Source organism: Agrobacterium cavarae (assembly GCF_004310285.1).
Lineage (GTDB): Bacteria > Pseudomonadota > Alphaproteobacteria > Rhizobiales > Rhizobiaceae > Agrobacterium > Agrobacterium cavarae.
The window spans coordinates 424,905-441,731 of record NZ_SISF01000033.1 but is presented as its reverse complement, the minus strand read 5'-3'; the positions used below and the strand labels follow the sequence as shown (position 1 = coordinate 441,731).

The window sequence follows — 16,827 nt, the reverse complement described above, 5'->3', positions numbered from 1 at the left end:
TGACATCGGGCGGCAACGATTCGGGCGTGCCGCTTATGCGGTTTGGAAGAAACGATGACGGCGGAAAAAACAATACAAGTCGCGCTGTCGGAGCTCAGCTCCGCAATCACCAGCCTTGAAAACGCCCTCGACATGCGCCTGGAGCGCCAGCGGGAAAGTGCCGAGGTGGAGGGTGAGGTCAAGCGCGTGCACGTGGATCGTGCCCGTCTTGCACAGGAGCTCGACCAGTCGCAGTTCCGCGCCAATCGCCTGGAAGAGGTGAACCGCGAGGTCTCGCGCCGCCTGGTGACCGCCATGGAAACCATCCGCGCCGTACTGGACAGATAAGAGGAGGCCCGCATGGCTCAAGTCACCGTGATGATCGACGGCAAGGCCTATCGCATGGCCTGCGAAGCCGGGCAGGAAGACCACCTGACCGATCTCGCAGCGCGTTTCGACCGCTATGTCGGCCATCTGAAGAGCCAGTTCGGCGAAATCGGCGATCTGAGGCTGACCGTCATGGCCGGCATCATGATTACCGACGAGATGTCCGAGCTGTCGCGCAAGATCGAAGCGCTGGAAAACCAGGTGGCGTCCTTGCAGCAGAACCGCGACGGCATGGCCGAAAGCAAGGCGAAGGCCGACGAGCAGATCGTGCTCGCCATCTCCGATCTCGCCATGCGGCTGAACGGCATTACCGAGAAACTGGTGGAGAGACCGAAGCCTTCGGTCAATTGAGCTTGCGAGCGTAAGGCTGCCATCAAGATTGTCTTCGATAGCCTCTTTCGAAACGGACCGATCCATCATATATAGAGCGTGCGTTCTGCGCTTCTCGACAGGAACCACAATCCCTGGGGCCATACTCGATCCAAAGGGAGCTGTCCCTGGCCAGCCTCGTGGGGCTGGACACACGGTGCCCACCTACGTTTGTAGGCACCCAGGATCGTAAACATCCATCGGTCGTCGCGGACGCACTTTATCATTTTTGCCTTATGCTGCCGTGCTCATTTCTGGCGTGGCAACAAACCATCGGTTTCAAATCGCGTCCTTTTGCTTGAACGGGATGCCACGATTATTTTATCCGCTTTACGATGAAAGCTTTGCAATGGCGCTATGTTGTCATTGCATTGGTGGAACAAATCTTTATTATTCGGATTGGTATGTCCGTTCAGCCTGTCCTCAAGGCGAATGCGGTTGCAACCGCGACGTGCCGTTCAACAGCCCAAAGAGCTAAACTTGTTTACTGAAATTATGATCGTGGTCCTGCTCACCGTATTGAACGGGGTGCTCGCCATGTCCGAGCTTGCTGTCGTCTCTTCCAGACCGGCGAGACTTAAAGTGCTGGCCGCTCAAGGCAGCAAGGGCGCCACGATGGCGCTCAATCTTTCTGAAAATCCCGGACGGTTTTTGTCCACCGTGCAGATCGGCATTACGCTGGTCGGCGTTCTCTCCGGTGCCTTTTCAGGCGCCACACTTGGTGCCCGCTTCACGCTTTGGCTCGCTGAACAGGGCGTGCCGGACCGTGCCGCCGATGCGCTTGGCGTCGGCGTCGTGGTTGTTGCCATTACCTATCTATCGCTGATCGTCGGCGAGCTTGTGCCGAAGCAGATCGCGCTACGCGACGCTGAGAAGGTCGCGGCCCGCGTCGCGCCTGCCATGGTGTTCCTGTCGAAGATCGGCGCGCCCGTCGTCTGGCTTCTCGACAAGTCGGGCAGGATCGTGCTTGCCCTTCTCGGTCATAGCGGTGAATCCAACGCTTCCGTCACCGATGATGAAATCCGCACCGTTCTGGCCGAAGCGCACAGTGCCGGCGTGATCGAAACCGAGGAATCGGCGATGATCACCAGCGTCATGCGCCTGGCCGACCGCAATGCCCGCGGCCTGATGACGCCGCGTCGCGATGTGGAAGTCGTCGATATCGAGGATACGGCTGAGGAGATCCGCGAGCAGCTTCGTGCCACCCAGCGTTCGCGCCTTCCGGTGCGCAACGGTGCCTCGGATGAAATTCTCGGCGTTCTCTTCGCCAAGGATGCCTTCGATGCGCTGGCGTCCGGCAAGGAACTCAACATTCGCGAGTTGCTGCGTGAAGTGCCGGTTGTTTCCGACCTCACCAGCGCCGTTGACGTCATCCAATCTCTGCGCCGTTCCACGGTGCATATGGTTCTCGTCTATGACGAATACGGCCATTTCGAAGGCATAATCAGCTCCGGCGACATTCTGGAGGCCATTACCGGTGCCTTCCAGGAGGACGACGGCGAAGAGCCTGCGATGGTGGAGCGCGAGGATGGCAGCTTCCTGGTTGCCGGCTGGATGGCGGCCGATGAGTTTGCCGATCGCATGGGCTTCCAGATCGATGAGGATGCCGAGTTCGAAACCGTCGCCGGTCTGGTGCTGGACGAGTTCCGCCGCCTGCCGGAACTGGGCGAGCACATAACCCGCAACGGCTGGCGTTTCGAGGTTATCGATCTCGACGGCCACCGCATCGACAAGGTCCTGGTCAGCCGGGCTGCGTGATGAACGAAGCCGGTTCTCTGACAAAAGCGCAATTGCGTCTCGAGCGTCTCGCCCTGCGGGACGCTCTTTCCGTTGAGGAGCGCCAAACAAAAAGTCTTGAGATGGCGCAGTTGGGTGCGCAGGCTCTGTCCTTTAGCCCCGGGACGATCGTTTCCGGTTTCATGCCGATCCGCTCCGAAGCCGATACCCGGCCGCTGATGGAAGCCCTGCGCGACAAGGGCGCCACGCTTTGCCTGCCGGTGATGCTCGACCGCGAGACCATCGTCTTTCGCACCTTCGCCCGCAACGCCGAACTGGTGAAAACGGGCTTCGGCACGAGCGGGCCGGATGAAAGTGCCGCCGTCCTCGATCCGCATATCCTGCTCGTGCCGCTTTCCGCCTTCGATGGCCACGGTCAGCGCATCGGCTATGGTGCCGGGCATTATGACCGCGCCATTGCCCGACTGCATGCAAAAGGACTGGAACCACTGTTGATAGGCATTGCATTCGATTGCCAGGAAGTGCCATCAGTGCCGGCTGAAGCGCATGACGTTGCGCTGGACGCGATTTTGACCGAAAGCGGCTTGCGGCATTTTTCTGGCAGGGCAGGGGCATGAGACTACTTTTTCTCGGAGATATGGTGGGCAAGACCGGACGCACGGCCGTCTGGGAAAAATTGCCGGGGCTGATCTCCGACCTGAAACTGGATTTCGTCATCGTCAATGGCGAGAACGCCGCTGGCGGCTTCGGGATTACAGAAGACATCTATCTGGAAACGATCAATGCAGGCGCGGATGTCGTCACCACCGGCAACCATGTCTGGGACCAGAAGGAAGCGGTGTCATTCTGCGAGCGCCACGACCAGTTCCTGCGGCCCGCCAACTACCCGAAGGGCACGCCCGGCAAGGGTTCCGGCCTGTTCTATGCCCGCAATGGCGCGCGTGTGCTGGTTGCCAACATCATGGGCCGCGTCTTCATGCATCCTGAGCTGGATGATCCCTTCAGTTCGGCGGAGAGCATTCTGGCGGCCTGCCCGCTTAAAGAGCAGGCGGATGCGATCATCTTCGATTTTCACGCGGAAGCGACCAGCGAGAAGCAATGCTTCGGCCATTTCGTCGACGGTCGCGCCAGCTTCGTCGTCGGCACGCATACGCATGTGCCGACCGCTGACGCCCAGATCCTGAACGGCGGAACCGCCTATATGTCGGATGCCGGCATGTGCGGCGATTACGATTCCTCGCTTGGCATGGAAAAGGAAGAGCCGATCAACCGGTTCATTTCGAAAATGCCGAAGGGTCGCTTCGAGGCGGCCAGTGGTCCTGCGACATTGTGTGGCGTTGGGGTCGAGATTTCCGATAGCACCGGGTTGGCGGAGAAGATCGCGCCTTTGCGGATCGGACCGAGACTGGCGGAGACTGTGCCTGCGTTTTGGGCTTGATGGGTTTGCGGCCGGTTCGGGGGTAAGCTACGCCCAACCCGTCCAATGACAACAATGTGAGCGCGCCCCAACGCTTACACCTAGACGAACCCCCATCCTTGCCGCATCTTTTCGTCCATTCGCCTTTTCCGGGGAGTGGTGCCATGCCTCGCATGTTCATGCCTGCATTGATCGCCATGCTGTTCAGCGCCGTGTCTGTCGCGGCGCAGGAGCCTCCCGATCGACCGCCCGTCAGCCAGTGCCAGGCGATTGCGCAGGCTCTTCCCCGCGTCACGTTTGCGAGCTTCAAGCCGACCGATGTCAAGAAGGCCCAGTTGAGCGACCGCGAGGAGGTGAAAATCCAGTATATCGGGCATTCGACCTACACCATCGAGTCGCCAGAGGGTGTGGTGATCGCCACCGACTATAATGGCGTCTATCGCCCGCCGGTCATGCCGACCGTGGCGACGATGAACAATGCGCACACCACGCATTATACCCTCTCGCCGGAGCCTGAGATCAAATATGTGCTGCATGGCTGGAGCGATGTGCCGGGTGACAAGGCCGTGCACAAGCTGGAGGTGGGCGACGTCTATATCCGCAACGTCACCTCGGATATTCGCAACCGCTGGGGTGGCGGCGGTCTTCTGACGAAGGACGGCAATTCGATCTTCATTTTCGAGGTGGCGGGCCTTTGTATCGGCCATCTCGGGCACCTGCATTACGAGCTGACGGAAACCCAATATGCTGAGATCGGCAGGCTGGATGTGCTGATGGTGCCAGTCGATGGTGGGTTGACGATGGGTGCCGACAGCATGAGCCGGATCGTCAAGCGGCTGCGCTCAGCGCTTATCCTGCCCATGCACCAGCCGAGCGCGCTGGAGCGGTTCCTCGTCGCCTTCGGCCCACAGTTCAAGATTGCCTATGCCAGCGATCCGGTGATCCGCGTCTCGATGCGCAATCTTCCCAAGCAGCCGCAGATCCTCGTGCCGCAGGGCATGTAGCCGCATTGGCGCAAACGTCATACGTTAAAGCAAAAACGCCGCGCGTCCCTAGGATGCACGGCGTTTTTCCAGACAAGTTTAGATCAGGATTACGCGAAGGTCAGGTGCTGGCGAACACCGACATCCGGCATCTTTTCATCGGACATATTGGCCTTGGCGATTTCCCAGCCGAATTTCAGCGTGCTGTCGGTGGACGCCCAGATATCGGCATCGTCCACGTGAAGAGCCAGCATGACGAGCTGCGGGTCGCTCTTGCCGTGCTCATACCAGGCGGCGGTGACGGAGTTCCAGTATTCGTCGAGCTTGGTCTTGTCGTCGCGCACTTCCAGCTTGCCGGACAGGCAGGCGTGATAATCATGATCCTTGCCGATGACACAGAAGTGGGCACGCGAACCGGACTTCAGCGACTGAACAAGGTCGGTATCCTTCTTGGAGAAGAACCAGATGGTGTTGGTCTTCGGATCGGCATGCGGTGCCATGGGCTGCATGTGGTTGTGGAGACCTTCCAGACCCAGCATGCCTGCATGGACGGAATTGATCTCGTCCCAAAGCTGACGGGCGGGTTGTTCGCGTGCTTCAGTCAGACTTACCATTCAGTGATCTCCTTGCGGTTCCTGTTCCTTCCGGCAGCGATCCGGTCATGATCGCGCCGCCTGTGATCACAACGGCGGGAGAGGATTTCTGTTCCTTGCAGCGCTGTCATGTGGATGCGAGAAGAAGGGGGTTACGGGCTTGAACAGCCGCGCCATCGCACTTATAAAGCCCACAATCCAAACAAACGATCCGATCAGGGGTGCCATGGCTGGCCATTCACAGTTCAAGAACATCATGCATCGCAAGGGGAAACAGGATTCGATCCGTTCGAAGATGTTCTCCAAGCTTGCGCGTGAAATTACCGTTGCAGCCAAGTCCGGTCTTCCGGACCCGACCATGAATGCTGCTCTTCGCCTGGCCGTGCAGAACGCCAAGGCGCAGTCCATGCCGAAGGACAATATCGACCGCGCCATCAAGAAGGCATCCGGCGCGGATGCGGAAAACTACGATTCCGTCCGCTACGAGGGCTACGGCCCAGGCGGCACGGCGGTCATCGTCGAAGCGCTGACCGACAACCGCAACCGCACGGCATCCAACATCCGCTCGATCTTTACCAAGGCCGGCGGCGCGCTGGGTGAAACCGGTTCGGTTTCCTTCTCCTTCGACCGCGTTGGCGAAATCACCTACAAGGCGTCGGTTGGCGATGCGGACAAGGTGATGGAAGCGGCGATCGAAGCCGGTGCCGAAGACGTGGAAAGCAGCGAAGACGGCCACACGATCATCTGCGGCTTTGAAGACATCAACGAAGTCTCCAAGGCGCTTGAAGCCACGCTCGGCGAAGCCGACAGCGTCAAGGCCGTCTGGCGTCCGCAGAACACCGTTCCGGTGGATGAGGAAAAGGCGCAGTCGCTGATGAAGCTGATCGACAACCTTGAAGACGATGACGACGTGCAGAACGTCTATTCGAACTTTGAAGTGTCCGAAGAAGTAATGGCGAAGCTGTCAGCCTGATATCGGCTTCGACCATTCCGCGACGTCATCCTCGCCCATGAGGCGAGGATCTAACCCACGTGTGACGCGTCGAAAGTGTGGATCCTCGCCTCAAGGGCGAGGATGACGCTGGAGAGGGGCACAAGCCCGCTCCATCGACCTGATGATGAAGCAGCGACAAGCGGTCGGCTTCTATCAAATGCAGGGACAGGATTGCATCCTGGCTTTTACGCGGCCTTCTTTACGCCATTTCGTACCTCGGCGAAAACCTCGACAGACCGCAGCCGCTTGTTGATGTCGTGGATCGGCATGGAGACGATCAATTCATCTGCGCCGGTTTCGCCCAGGAACTGCTGCAGTTTGCGGTCGATGGTCGCGTGCGAGCCTACGGCGGCGTAACGCAGCGTGTGTTCGACCGTGATCCGCTCCATGTCGTTCCAGTAGCCATCCATGCTCTCGACCGGCCGCGGGAAGGGCGTGCGGACGTTCTTGCGCAGATTGACGAATTGCTGCTGGGCCGAGGTGAAGAGATGCCGGGCTTCCTCATCCGTATCCGCACCGACGCCCATGATGCCCACCATGACATAGGGCTCCGAGAGCGTTGGTGACGGCTGGAAGCGTTCGCGGTAGATGGCGATGGCATCCATCAGCATATCGGGCGCGAAATGCGAGGCGAAGGAATAGGGCAGGCCAAGGGCTGCGGCCAGATGGGCGCTGTAGATGCTGGAGCCCAGCAGCCAGATCGGCACGTTTGAGTTCACGCCCGGCACGGCAAGGATCGCCTGATCCGGTTCGGGCGCGCCGAGATAGCGTTGAAGCTCGACAATATCATGCGGAAAGTTTTCGGCTCCGGCATCGAGATTGCGGCGAAGTGCACGCGCCGTGCGCATATCCGTTCCGGGTGCACGACCAAGGCCAAGATCGACACGGCCGGGCAACAGTGCTGCCAGCGTGCCGAACTGTTCAGCGATCACCAGTGGAGAGTGGTTGGGCAGCATGACGCCGCCCGAGCCGACGCGGATGCGCGAGGTTGCGGCACCCACATGGGCAATCACGATCGATGTGGCGGCACTTGCGATCCCCGGCATGCCGTGATGCTCGGCCAGCCAGAAACGCTCATAGCCGTGTTCTTCCGCCTTGATTGCCATGCGGCGGGAGTTATCGAGCGCCTGGCTTGCGTTCTCCCCATCGCCAATCGGGGACAGATCGAGAATGGAAAAGGGAATCATGGCATGCTCCTTCCGGTTCCGGCCTTTATTTAGGACCTTATTTAATGTGTGGCGTCGTGTTTGCCATCCTCGTCGTAGCGAATTGATCCATGGTTCAAAAAAACTGACGGCTTAAGCGTGGATGGAGATCCGCTGGCGCGGCGCATTTTCTCATTGAATGTTTTTGTTTTGTTCACTTATGGCTGGCAGGTTTCCTGACCAGACGATAGGGTGAGACATGCAAAACGCGATTCGAATTATCGGCATTGATCCGGGCTTAAGGCGTACCGGCTGGGGCGTCATCGAGACGATCGGCAACAGCCTGCGTTTCGTGGCGTCCGGCACGGTAACGTCCGATGGCGACATGGACCTCGCCTCGCGCCTTTGTCAGCTGCATGACGGGCTGGCGGATGTCGTTCATTCCTATCAGCCGGATGAAGCGGCGGTGGAGCAGACCTTCGTCAACAAGGATGCGGTGGCGACCCTGAAGCTTGGCCAGGCGCGTGGCATTGCCATGCTCGTTCCCGCCCGTGCGGGCCTGCATGTGTCCGAATATGCGCCGAATGCCGTGAAGAAGGCGGTGATCGGTGTGGGGCATGGTGAAAAGCAGCAGATCCACATGATGCTGAAAATCCTGATGCCGAAGGCCGAGTTCAAGGGCAACGACGCCGCCGATGCCCTGGCGATTGCCATCTGCCATGCGCACAACCGCGGGGGCGACCGGATGCGCCGGCTTCTTGCTGCGGGCTAAGCGGGCGTTCTTCGGCTTTTCACCTCTCTCTCAAACATCACGGATGCGACGATGATCGGCAAACTCAAAGGCACCATAGAGGAAATCGGCGACGACTACGTTCTCGTTGACGTTCATGGCGTCTGCTACGTGGCGCATTGTTCGGCGCGCACTCTGTCCAGGCTTGGTTCCGCGGGCGAGGCGGTGGTGCTGTTCATCGAGACCTATGTGCGCGAGGACCAGTTGAAGCTTTTCGGCTTCATGAGCGCTCTTGAGCGCGAGTGGTTCAATCTGTTGCAGAGCGTGCAGGGTGTGGGCTCCAAGGTGGCGCTTGCGGTTCTCTCTACCCTCTCGCCGTCCGAACTCGCAAACGCCATCGCACTGCAGGACAAGGCTGTTGTCTCCCGCGCACCCGGCGTTGGCCCGAAGGTTGCGATCCGCATCGTCACCGAATTGCGCAACAAGGCGCCGGCCTTTGCCGGAGAGGCGGCAGGTACCATCGGTCTCAAGCAGGAAATCGGCGAAGGCGCGGCACCCGCACCTGTGGCCGATGCCGTCTCGGCTCTGACCAATCTCGGCTACTCCCGCGACCAGGCCGCCAATGCGGTGGCTGCCGCCTTGAAGAATGGTGGTGAGGGTGGCGATAGCGCCAAGCTGATCCGATTGGGCTTGAAGGAGCTTTCGCGATAAATCGGACATTTGTGTTTCTGGCGGATGAATGATAAGATTTCCGCCATATGAAGTTTTTTCTTACGGGTGCTTATAATGGGATGGGAAGTTGTCGTTTCGTCGAAGGGGCAGGTGACGTTGCCGAAAGACATGCGTGAAGCGCTCGACCTCAGGCCCGGTGATCAGGTCGTCTACTCCATCATCGATGGCGAAGTGGTGCTGACGCCAAAGAATGTTGATTTCAATGATCTCGCTGGCCTTTTAGGTAAGCCTCCCAAGGGCCGTGCCACCTTGGAAGAAATAGACGAGACCGTCAGCAAGGCTGCAGGCCATAACGTCGTCGATACCGATGATGATCAGGCGGATGCCGCTGCATGATGGTCTATGGCGTGGATACGAACGTCGTTCTTCGTCTTTTCGTTGATGATGAGCCAGGCCAACGGGAAGCAGCGCTGCGTTTCGGAGCAGGGATTGGCCGCGACTACACTGTCTTCGTAACGCTTCTCACTCTGATCGAGCTCAGTTGGGCTTTGAAGTCACAATACGGTTTCGATCGACGACAGATCAGCTTGGCCATTCGCAAGTTGCTGCACACAAGGGGTTTGGTCGTTGAAGGACACGATAAGGTCGTCACAGCCGTCCGTCTGGTTGAGCGCCATAATGCCGACTTCACGGACGCGCTTATCGCGTGTCAGTCGCTCGGCGAAGGCTGCAAAACGATTTATACCTTCGACATCAAGGCAGCGCGAAAAATACCCGGAATGGAACTTTTGACATGAGTGAGGCTGCACGGCTGATTTCTTCTGAGAAGCGCGGCGAGGATATCGACACGACGCTGCGCCCGCAGACGCTGGATGATTTTACCGGCCAGGCGGAGGCGCGCGCCAATCTGAAGATTTTCATCGAGGCAGCGAAGAACCGCGGCGAGGCGCTGGACCACGTGCTCTTCGTTGGCCCGCCAGGCCTCGGCAAGACGACGCTGGCGCAGATCATGGCGAAGGAGCTTGGGGTCAATTTCAAGTCCACCTCCGGCCCGGTCATCGCCAAGGCGGGCGATCTTGCAGCACTTTTGACGAACCTTGAAGAGCGCGACGTTCTGTTCATCGATGAAATCCACCGGCTGAGCCCGGCGGTGGAGGAAATCCTCTATCCGGCGATGGAGGATTTCCAACTCGATCTGATCATTGGCGAGGGGCCTGCGGCACGCTCGGTGAAGATCGATCTGTCGAAATTTACCCTTGTTGCCGCCACCACGCGCCTTGGTCTCTTGACCACGCCGCTTCGCGACCGTTTCGGCATTCCGGTGCGGCTTTCTTTCTACACGGTGGATGAGCTGGAACTGATCGTGCGCCGTGGTGCGCGGTTGATGGGTCTGCCGATGACGGATGAGGGCGCGCGCGAAGTTGCGCGCCGCGCGCGTGGGACGCCGCGTATTGCCGGGCGCTTGTTGCGCCGCGTGCGCGACTTTGCCGAAGTGGCCCGCGCCGAGGCTGTGACCCGCGAGATTGCCGATCAGGCGCTGACGCGGCTTCTGGTCGACAATATGGGTCTCGATCAGCTGGATATGCGCTATCTGACGATGATCGCAGTGAATTTCGGCGGCGGGCCAGTTGGCATTGAAACCATCGCCGCCGGTCTCTCAGAGCCTCGCGATGCGATCGAAGATATCATCGAGCCCTATATGATCCAGCAGGGATTTATCCAGAGAACGCCACGTGGCCGTATTTTGACCGCGACAGCGTGGAAGCATCTCGGTATGCAGCCGCCTAAGGATCTGGAAGCGGCGCAGTTTCGCCTATCTCTCGAGGACGAGTAAATTTGATCACGCGTCGAGCGCTTCTTAAAATGGCCGCGACTGCCAGCGCAGGCTTCTTTTCTCTTGGGGCCTATGCAGGTGGTGTCGAACCTATGCTGCGGCTTGCCACGACGCGCTATCGCATCACCCCACCCAACTGGCCGGCCGGGCAGAGCCTGCGCCTCGTCATCCTTGCCGATGTGCATGCCTGCGAACCGTGGATGTCAACGGAACGGATTTCGGGCATCGCCAACTATGCCAATACGCTTGGCGGAGATATCATTCTGCTGCTTGGCGACTACGTCACCGGCATGCAACGCTTCATCACCGATATCGTCCCGCCAGCGGAATGGGCAAAGGCGCTTTCCGGCTTGACCGCACCCTATGGCGTTCACGCCGTGTGCGGCAATCATGACTGGGCGCAGGATGCCGAAGCCCAGAGGCTGCGGCTGAAGGAAACCGTGTCGCACAGGGCGCTTCGCGCCGTCGGTATCACCGTTCATTCCAACACCGCGATCCGAACGGGGAGCGAAGAGCATCCCTTCTGGATCGCTGGACTTGAGGATCAGTGGGCCTTTCGCGAAAGTGGCGAGGCTGTCGGGCTCGACGATCTTCCCGGAACGATGGCGCAGATTACCGATGACGCGCCGATCATCATGATGGCCCATGAGCCGGACATTTTCCCGACGATCCCGGAGCGAGTGTCACTCACCCTGTCAGGTCACACGCATGGCGGGCAGGTCAATCTCTTCGGCTGGCGACCTGTCGTGCCATCGCTCTTCGGCGAGCGATATGCCTATGGGCACAAGGTGGAGAACAATCGCCACCTTGTCGTGTCGGGCGGGCTTGGTTGTTCCGGCGCCCCGATCCGCTTCATGTCGCCGCCGGAAATCGTCGTGATCGATCTGGTCGGCTGACGGAACCAGATGACCGCCACCGCCTTTTCCCGTTCTTTCAATGGGAGAAGCCGCATGACGACATATCGCAAAGGCACCAAGGTCAGCTGGAAGTGGGGCAATGGCAAGGGCGAGGGCAAGGTGGCCGAAAGCTTTACCGAGGATGTCGAACGCAAGATCGACGGCTCGACGATCAAGCGCAAGGCCAGCAAGGATGAACCTGCCTATCTGATCGAGCAGGAAGATGGCGGCAAAGTTCTGAAGAGCCATTCGGAGCTCGACAAGGCGAGTTGAGCCGACACCTCGCCGCCACTGATGAAAAAAGGCTCAAGGCGCGATCGCCTCGGGCCTTCGGCCGATATGCAAAAGGGGTGGCGAGATGACCTATGATTCAACGCGGATATTCAAAAAGCTGGCGCGCAACAACAGGCTTGCCAATCTGCGCCTGCACCACGCCTGTCTTCAATTAACCGCTGATGAGTTGGTGGCACCGCGCACCAGCTTTTTTCCGACGATCCGCAAAACGCTGAACCACATATACCTGGTGGATCTCTTCTATCTCGATGCGATGAAGGGCGGATCGTTGGGGCATAGCGTTTTCGGCGAGCCTGAGCCCTATAGCGACATGGCGTCCTTGGCAGAGGCGCAAGCGGCACTCGATATGGATCTGATCGCTTTCGTCGACGGCCTCGACGCGGACGGGCTTGCCGCTACGGTCCAGGTTCATCGGGGTGGGCGGGTACAGCAGGATCGCTGTGACGATATTCTTTCGCACCTCTTTCAGCACCAGACGCACCACCGCGGTCAGCTTCATGCGATGCTCTCCGGCACGCGCCTCAAGCCGCCACAGCTGGATGAATTTATCGTCGGTGACGATGCGCCTGTTCGCAAAACGGAATTACAGGCATTAGGATGGACGGAAACTGATTTGATGTTTCCTGTTTAATCCTTTGGATACCTGATGGTTGAAGACACCCGCATTCGCATGAAATTCAAGCCGAAGCGCATTTTCCAGATGCGCGTCGCAGGCATCGCCTTTCGCAACGGCCATGTGCTGGTGCACCGCGCAACCCATGAGAAATTCTGGACCTTTCCCGGCGGGCGCGCCGAAATGGGCGAGCGATCGCAAGAGACGCTGGCGCGCGAAATGGTGGAAGAACTGGGTGCCGAGGTCTCCGTTGGGCGGCTGCTGTGGGTGGTGGAGAACTTCTTCCACTACGAGGGCAAGGACTGGCACGAGCTTGGCTTCTATTACCTGATGGACCTGCCCGAGAGCTTCCCCTTCGATGAGGAAAAGATCGTCCACCGGGTTCAGGACGGCAAGAATGCGCTTGAGTTTCGCTGGGCCAGGGCGACGACAGAAGCATTGACGGCACTCGACATCCCGCCCTATTTCATCGCCGCAGAGATCGAAAACTTGCCCGCCTCCACACGCCACGTGGTCTGGGATGACGGCAATCTGGACGACAAATGAGCGACCCTCAACCGCGCCACATGATCCGGCTGGACCACAAGCCGCAGCTCTTCAGCTTTCGTGTGGCAGCCCTGATTTTCCATGAAGGCCATCTTCTGGTGAACCGGAGCGTGGCCGATCGTTACTGGGCGCTGCCGGGGGGCCGGGCCGAAATCGGGGAAAGCACCGACGAAACGATCCTGCGCGAGATCGAGGAAGAGCTGCATGTGAAGGCGCGCATCGAGCGTCTCGTCTGGTCGGCAGAAAGCTTCTTCACTTACGGCGACTATCAGGCGCATGAGATGGCCTTCTATTATCAAATCCGGCTGGAAGAGGCGTTTCCGTTTCATGAGAATGATATCGTTCACCGCGTCGCCGATGGCGGCGAGGTGGAGTTCCGCTGGTTGCCCGCAACTGCGAAAGCCCTGCGGGAAAACGATCTGCGTCCGATCTTCATTGCCGATAGTATAGAGGCACTGCCGGAGCGGCATCGGCATGTGATCGTGCGCGAAGGCAATCAACCCAGGACAGACAATGACTGACATCACCGTTTCCCTTTCCGGAGAGTTGATCGAGCTTGGCCACAGGCTGGTGCAGCGGGTCTATTACGAGGACACGGATTTTTCCGGCCTCGTCTATCACGCGCGCTACCTTCATTTCCTCGAGCGCGGCCGCACCGACTATCTGCGCTGCCTTGGCTGCGAGCAGAGTGCACTCCTGACGGCGGATGAGGAGGGGCTGGTCTTTGTCGTTCACCGCATGGAGATCGACTTCAAGACACCGGCGCGGATGGACGATGTGCTGACCATCACCACCATCACCGAAAAGGCGGGCGGGGCAAAGATGGTGCTGAACCAGGAGATCCGTCGTGGCGAGACGCTGCTGGTTGCAGCGAAAGTGATCATTGCCGTCATCAACGCCAAAGGAAGACCAAGACGTCTGCCGGAGACGGTCGCGGAGAAGTTTTTGAAGTAAACCGGAGGGCGGGACAGAAAACCCGCCTGCGGCCCCATGTTTCGTAACACTCCCTTAACCATAATGTAGTCTTACTGAAACGCCCGGTATTTGTGGGCTATGCGCCTTCCTTTTACCAAATTTACCGGCGAATAAGGCGTACTGGCACTTATCGGGGCAAAGGCGACGGGCTGGCGGATTTTCAACCGCGACGCTTAACGCATCAATGCGTGTTTGAATCGCCCGGTCATGCACCGGGCGTTTGGATTCGGGGATTGGAATATTTATGGAACAGGCAGGTTTGGCAGCGGCAACGCATGATGTGAGTCTTTGGGCACTGTTCATGCAGGCAGGACTCATCGTCAAGCTGGTGATGATCGGCCTCTTAGCCGCCTCGGTTTGGACGTGGGCCATCGTCATCGACAAATATATGAGCTTCACCAAGGCGCGGCGCCAGTTCGATCAGTTCGAACAGGTGTTCTGGTCCGGCCAGTCGCTTGAAGAGCTCTACCGCACCCTGGCCGAACGCCAGAATGGCGGCCTTGCGGCGATCTTCGTGGCCGCCATGCGCGAATGGAAGAAGTCCTTCGAGCGCGGCGCACGGTCTCCGATCGGTCTGCAGATGCGTATCGACCGGGCCATGGATGTGACAATGTCACGCGAAGCCGAGCAGTTCGAAGCGCGTCTCGGTTCGCTGGCGACCATCGGTTCTGCCGGTCCGTTCATCGGTCTTTTCGGTACGGTTGTCGGTATCATGACCTCGTTCCAGGCGATTGCCGGTTCGAAGTCCACCAACCTTGCGGTCGTGGCGCCCGGTATTGCCGAAGCGCTTCTGGCAACCGCAATCGGCCTCGTGGCCGCTATTCCGGCGGTCATGGCCTACAACAAGTTCATGGCTGACGCGCACAAGCTTTCCTCGCGCATGGAAGGTTTTGCCGACGAGTTCTCCGCGATCCTGTCTCGCCAGATCGACGAGAAGCTGCAGACGCGTCAGGCCGCGCAGTAAAACGCAACGCCGAAAGCCAGTGGAGTAAAACGCGATGGGTATGTCAGCAGGCGGTAGCGGTGGTGGTTCGGGCGGTCGTCGCGGCCGTGGACGCGGTCGTCGTGGCGGCGGCGGTGCGATCAGCGAAATCAACGTGACGCCCCTCGTGGACGTCATGCTGGTGCTGCTCATCATCTTCATGGTGGCAGCACCGATGATGACGGTCGGCGTGCCGGTCGATCTGCCGCAGACCTCTGCCTCCGCTCTGAACTCGGAAACGCAGCCGATCACCATTTCGGTCAATGCCAATGGCCAGATCCATCTGCAGGAAACGCCGATCGAAGCGGCGGAAGTGGCGGACAAGCTGAAGGCGATCGCCACCACCGGATACAATGAACGCGTCTTTGTGCGCGCCGATTCCGTCGCCGCTTACGGCGTTGTCGCGGATGTCATGGCGCGTATTCAGGGTGCGGGCTTCAAGAATATCGGCCTCGTAACGCAACAGAAACAGGACAATTGACCTCGGCGATGAAGGGTAGCATTACCACATCTGCGATCGTGCACGCCTCGCTGCTGGCCTTTGCCCTTGTGTCCCTGGGCTCGCCGGCACCGCTCGAGGTGTCTCAGGCCGAGTCGATGCCTGTCGAACTCGTGTCCGTCGAGGAAATGACGCAGATTCAGCAGGGTGACAAGAAGGCGCCGAAGGCGGAGAAATCGGCGCCGGTCCCGACCACGCGTCCCGACACCGTGCCCAATGCGCAGAATGTCGGCAACAACAATGCCGACCTCGATGCGCCGCCGACGCCAACCGAAAAGCCCAACAACAATGATAGTGCTGCCGCTCCGCCCAAGCAGGAGCAGCCGGCACCCGTGGTCGATACCAATCCGAACGACGTCAAGGACATCGTGAAGGAAGAGACCGCGCCGAAGCCGCAGGAGATCGCGGCCCTTCCACAGCCAAAGCCTGAAATCGCGACGCCGCCGAAGCCAGCCGAGCCACCGCCAGCCGAGCAGAAGGCCGAAGAGCCGCCTCCGCAGAACCAGGAACCGGCAGAAATTGCCGTGCCGCAGAACGTGCCGCGCCCCAATGCGCGTCCGCAGCCGCCGGAACAGAAGCCGGAGCCGCCAAAGCCCGAGCCGCAGAAGCCGGCTGAGCAGAAGCCTGCGGAAAAGCCGACTGAAAAGAAGACCGACCAGGCCAAGGCCAATGAAAAGCCTTCCGACAAGAAGGTCTCCGATCGCAAGCAGGAAACGGCAAAGGCTGCCGCAACCCAGCAGAGCGAGTTCAATGCCGATGAAATCTCTGCACTTCTCAACAAGCAGGCGCCTTCCGGCGGTGGCGCGAAGCGCTCCACCCAGACGGCAGCCCTTGGTGGCAAGAAGACGATCGGCACGGGCCTCAGCGCCAGTGAGATGGATGCTCTGCGCGGGCAGATTTCCAAGAACTGGTCGATGGTTGCCGGCCTGACCGATGTGGCGCAGGTGGTCGTTGAAGTCCGCGTCCATCTCGACAGATCGGGTGAGATCGTTGGCCAGCTTGAGGTTTCGGCGACAGGCGGACCGGACGGAACGCGCCGTGCGGTGGAAGGCAGCGCAAGGCGCGCCGTCACCCGATCCGCGCCCTTTACCAATCTCCCACCGGATAAGTACGACGGTGAAAAAGGATGGAACACCTTGTTGTTGACGTTCACGCCGGAAGACTTCGGTGTCTAAGCAGCCG

The 16,827-nt window shown here is 59.4% G+C and carries 23 protein-coding genes and 1 other RNA gene; 22 read left to right on the top strand and 2 right to left on the bottom strand.

Features of this window, described 5'->3' with window-relative positions:
- The first annotated feature begins 54 nt into the window (after positions 1-54).
- From EYC79_RS20530 to EYC79_RS20500, 7 genes are all read left to right on the top strand, one after another.
- A complete protein-coding gene (locus EYC79_RS20530) occupies positions 55-327 on the top strand; it encodes a DUF4164 domain-containing protein (protein WP_062427932.1) in 273 nt (90 codons plus the stop codon).
- A 12-nt stretch (positions 328-339) separates the two neighbouring features.
- Positions 340-717, top strand: coding sequence for a cell division protein ZapA (locus EYC79_RS20525; RefSeq protein ID WP_062427933.1), 378 nt, complete (start codon positions 340-342; stop codon positions 715-717).
- A 79-nt stretch (positions 718-796) separates the two neighbouring features.
- A non-coding RNA gene (gene ssrS, locus EYC79_RS20520) (6S RNA) lies at positions 797-954 on the top strand.
- A 276-nt stretch (positions 955-1,230) separates the two neighbouring features.
- Complete coding sequence (locus tag EYC79_RS20515) at positions 1,231-2,493, top strand: hemolysin family protein (protein ID WP_062427934.1); 1,263 nt, start codon at positions 1,231-1,233, stop codon at positions 2,491-2,493.
- A complete protein-coding gene (locus EYC79_RS20510) occupies positions 2,493-3,089 on the top strand; it encodes a 5-formyltetrahydrofolate cyclo-ligase (RefSeq protein ID WP_130979342.1) in 597 nt (198 codons plus the stop codon). The genes EYC79_RS20515 and EYC79_RS20510 overlap by 1 nt, the downstream gene beginning before the upstream one ends.
- Positions 3,086-3,910 (top strand): TIGR00282 family metallophosphoesterase, encoded by an 825-nt coding sequence (locus tag EYC79_RS20505; RefSeq protein WP_062598851.1) that lies wholly within the window; start codon positions 3,086-3,088, stop codon positions 3,908-3,910. The genes EYC79_RS20510 and EYC79_RS20505 overlap by 4 nt, the downstream gene beginning before the upstream one ends.
- A 143-nt stretch (positions 3,911-4,053) precedes the next feature.
- Positions 4,054-4,893 carry an MBL fold metallo-hydrolase gene (locus EYC79_RS20500; protein WP_205654442.1) on the top strand — a complete coding sequence of 280 codons (840 nt, stop codon included), beginning with the start codon at positions 4,054-4,056 and terminating at the stop codon, positions 4,891-4,893.
- An 89-nt stretch (positions 4,894-4,982) separates the two neighbouring features.
- Here EYC79_RS20500 and EYC79_RS20495 read toward each other — a convergent pair whose 3' ends face one another.
- On the bottom strand, positions 4,983-5,486 hold the full coding sequence (locus tag EYC79_RS20495) for a pyridoxamine 5'-phosphate oxidase family protein (protein ID WP_062439797.1): 504 nt from the start codon (positions 5,484-5,486) through the stop codon (positions 4,983-4,985).
- A gap of 205 nt (positions 5,487-5,691) precedes the next feature.
- On the opposite strand from EYC79_RS20495, the gene EYC79_RS20490 reads away from it, so the two are divergent.
- Positions 5,692-6,438 carry a YebC/PmpR family DNA-binding transcriptional regulator gene (locus tag EYC79_RS20490; RefSeq protein ID WP_062427939.1) on the top strand — a complete coding sequence of 249 codons (747 nt, stop codon included), beginning with the start codon at positions 5,692-5,694 and terminating at the stop codon, positions 6,436-6,438.
- Between the two features lie 206 nt (positions 6,439-6,644).
- Here EYC79_RS20490 and EYC79_RS20485 read toward each other — a convergent pair whose 3' ends face one another.
- Positions 6,645-7,646, bottom strand: coding sequence for an LLM class flavin-dependent oxidoreductase (locus tag EYC79_RS20485; protein ID WP_130979340.1), 1,002 nt, complete (start codon positions 7,644-7,646; stop codon positions 6,645-6,647).
- Between the two features lie 217 nt (positions 7,647-7,863).
- Between EYC79_RS20485 and ruvC the strand changes: the two genes are divergently transcribed.
- The 14 genes from ruvC (at position 7,864) to EYC79_RS20415 (ending at position 16,820) form a co-directional block, all read left to right on the top strand.
- Positions 7,864-8,376: a crossover junction endodeoxyribonuclease RuvC gene (gene ruvC, locus EYC79_RS20480; protein WP_112358521.1), complete on the top strand. Its 513-nt coding sequence runs from the start codon at positions 7,864-7,866 to the stop codon at positions 8,374-8,376.
- 51 nt (positions 8,377-8,427) lie between these two features.
- Entirely contained in the window at positions 8,428-9,045 is a 618-nt protein-coding gene (gene ruvA / locus EYC79_RS20475) for a Holliday junction branch migration protein RuvA (RefSeq protein ID WP_113227196.1), read from the top strand.
- A 75-nt stretch (positions 9,046-9,120) separates the two neighbouring features.
- Complete coding sequence (locus tag EYC79_RS20470) at positions 9,121-9,402, top strand: AbrB/MazE/SpoVT family DNA-binding domain-containing protein (RefSeq protein ID WP_062439812.1); 282 nt, start codon at positions 9,121-9,123, stop codon at positions 9,400-9,402.
- Positions 9,399-9,803 carry a PIN domain-containing protein gene (locus EYC79_RS20465; RefSeq protein ID WP_130979339.1) on the top strand — a complete coding sequence of 135 codons (405 nt, stop codon included), beginning with the start codon at positions 9,399-9,401 and terminating at the stop codon, positions 9,801-9,803. The genes EYC79_RS20470 and EYC79_RS20465 overlap by 4 nt, the downstream gene beginning before the upstream one ends.
- Entirely contained in the window at positions 9,800-10,840 is a 1,041-nt protein-coding gene (ruvB, locus tag EYC79_RS20460) for a Holliday junction branch migration DNA helicase RuvB (RefSeq protein ID WP_062598848.1), read from the top strand. The genes EYC79_RS20465 and ruvB overlap by 4 nt, the downstream gene beginning before the upstream one ends.
- A 2-nt stretch (positions 10,841-10,842) precedes the next feature.
- Positions 10,843-11,736 (top strand): metallophosphoesterase, encoded by an 894-nt coding sequence (locus EYC79_RS20455; RefSeq protein ID WP_165457087.1) that lies wholly within the window; start codon positions 10,843-10,845, stop codon positions 11,734-11,736.
- A 54-nt stretch (positions 11,737-11,790) separates the two neighbouring features.
- The gene (locus EYC79_RS20450; protein WP_062427947.1) at positions 11,791-12,009 is read left to right on the top strand and encodes a hypervirulence associated TUDOR domain-containing protein; all 219 of its coding nucleotides are present in this window, start codon (positions 11,791-11,793) and stop codon (positions 12,007-12,009) included.
- An 85-nt stretch (positions 12,010-12,094) separates the two neighbouring features.
- Positions 12,095-12,661 carry a DinB family protein gene (locus EYC79_RS20445; protein ID WP_130979337.1) on the top strand — a complete coding sequence of 189 codons (567 nt, stop codon included), beginning with the start codon at positions 12,095-12,097 and terminating at the stop codon, positions 12,659-12,661.
- A 15-nt stretch (positions 12,662-12,676) separates the two neighbouring features.
- Positions 12,677-13,189, top strand: coding sequence for an NUDIX hydrolase (locus EYC79_RS20440; protein WP_130979336.1), 513 nt, complete (start codon positions 12,677-12,679; stop codon positions 13,187-13,189).
- Positions 13,186-13,710 carry an NUDIX hydrolase gene (locus EYC79_RS20435; protein ID WP_245495324.1) on the top strand — a complete coding sequence of 175 codons (525 nt, stop codon included), beginning with the start codon at positions 13,186-13,188 and terminating at the stop codon, positions 13,708-13,710. Before EYC79_RS20440 ends, EYC79_RS20435 begins: the two co-directional genes overlap by 4 nt.
- Complete coding sequence (gene ybgC, locus EYC79_RS20430) at positions 13,703-14,143, top strand: tol-pal system-associated acyl-CoA thioesterase (protein ID WP_130979334.1); 441 nt, start codon at positions 13,703-13,705, stop codon at positions 14,141-14,143. Before EYC79_RS20435 ends, ybgC begins: the two co-directional genes overlap by 8 nt.
- Before the next feature lie 265 nt (positions 14,144-14,408).
- On the top strand, positions 14,409-15,128 hold the full coding sequence (gene tolQ, locus EYC79_RS20425) for a protein TolQ (protein WP_062427952.1): 720 nt from the start codon (positions 14,409-14,411) through the stop codon (positions 15,126-15,128).
- 34 nt (positions 15,129-15,162) lie between these two features.
- The gene (gene tolR, locus EYC79_RS20420) at positions 15,163-15,627 is read left to right on the top strand and encodes a protein TolR (RefSeq protein ID WP_062439827.1); all 465 of its coding nucleotides are present in this window, start codon (positions 15,163-15,165) and stop codon (positions 15,625-15,627) included.
- A gap of 8 nt (positions 15,628-15,635) precedes the next feature.
- Entirely contained in the window at positions 15,636-16,820 is a 1,185-nt protein-coding gene (locus EYC79_RS20415) for a hypothetical protein (RefSeq protein WP_130979332.1), read from the top strand.
- Positions 16,821-16,827: the final 7 nt, after the last annotated feature.

Coding starts and splice junctions, on each gene's coding strand:
- ruvC (WP_112358521.1), top strand. CDS start 7,864: ATGCAAAACGCGATTCGAATTATCGGCATTGATCCGGGCTTAAGGCGT.
- EYC79_RS20445 (WP_130979337.1), top strand. CDS start 12,095: ATGACCTATGATTCAACGCGGATATTCAAAAAGCTGGCGCGCAACAAC.
- ruvB (WP_062598848.1), top strand. CDS start 9,800: ATGAGTGAGGCTGCACGGCTGATTTCTTCTGAGAAGCGCGGCGAGGAT.
- EYC79_RS20465 (WP_130979339.1), top strand. CDS start 9,399: ATGATGGTCTATGGCGTGGATACGAACGTCGTTCTTCGTCTTTTCGTT.
- EYC79_RS20525 (WP_062427933.1), top strand. CDS start 340: ATGGCTCAAGTCACCGTGATGATCGACGGCAAGGCCTATCGCATGGCC.
- EYC79_RS20415 (WP_130979332.1), top strand. CDS start 15,636: ATGAAGGGTAGCATTACCACATCTGCGATCGTGCACGCCTCGCTGCTG.
- EYC79_RS20450 (WP_062427947.1), top strand. CDS start 11,791: ATGACGACATATCGCAAAGGCACCAAGGTCAGCTGGAAGTGGGGCAAT.
- EYC79_RS20505 (WP_062598851.1), top strand. CDS start 3,086: ATGAGACTACTTTTTCTCGGAGATATGGTGGGCAAGACCGGACGCACG.
- EYC79_RS20490 (WP_062427939.1), top strand. CDS start 5,692: ATGGCTGGCCATTCACAGTTCAAGAACATCATGCATCGCAAGGGGAAA.
- ruvA (WP_113227196.1), top strand. CDS start 8,428: ATGATCGGCAAACTCAAAGGCACCATAGAGGAAATCGGCGACGACTAC.
- ybgC (WP_130979334.1), top strand. CDS start 13,703: ATGACTGACATCACCGTTTCCCTTTCCGGAGAGTTGATCGAGCTTGGC.
- EYC79_RS20495 (WP_062439797.1), bottom strand. CDS start 5,486: ATGGTAAGTCTGACTGAAGCACGCGAACAACCCGCCCGTCAGCTTTGG.
- EYC79_RS20515 (WP_062427934.1), top strand. CDS start 1,231: ATGATCGTGGTCCTGCTCACCGTATTGAACGGGGTGCTCGCCATGTCC.
- tolQ (WP_062427952.1), top strand. CDS start 14,409: ATGGAACAGGCAGGTTTGGCAGCGGCAACGCATGATGTGAGTCTTTGG.
- EYC79_RS20500 (WP_205654442.1), top strand. CDS start 4,054: ATGCCTCGCATGTTCATGCCTGCATTGATCGCCATGCTGTTCAGCGCC.
- EYC79_RS20510 (WP_130979342.1), top strand. CDS start 2,493: ATGAACGAAGCCGGTTCTCTGACAAAAGCGCAATTGCGTCTCGAGCGT.
- EYC79_RS20435 (WP_245495324.1), top strand. CDS start 13,186: ATGAGCGACCCTCAACCGCGCCACATGATCCGGCTGGACCACAAGCCG.
- EYC79_RS20485 (WP_130979340.1), bottom strand. CDS start 7,646: ATGATTCCCTTTTCCATTCTCGATCTGTCCCCGATTGGCGATGGGGAG.
- EYC79_RS20470 (WP_062439812.1), top strand. CDS start 9,121: ATGGGATGGGAAGTTGTCGTTTCGTCGAAGGGGCAGGTGACGTTGCCG.
- EYC79_RS20440 (WP_130979336.1), top strand. CDS start 12,677: ATGGTTGAAGACACCCGCATTCGCATGAAATTCAAGCCGAAGCGCATT.
- EYC79_RS20530 (WP_062427932.1), top strand. CDS start 55: ATGACGGCGGAAAAAACAATACAAGTCGCGCTGTCGGAGCTCAGCTCC.
- tolR (WP_062439827.1), top strand. CDS start 15,163: ATGGGTATGTCAGCAGGCGGTAGCGGTGGTGGTTCGGGCGGTCGTCGC.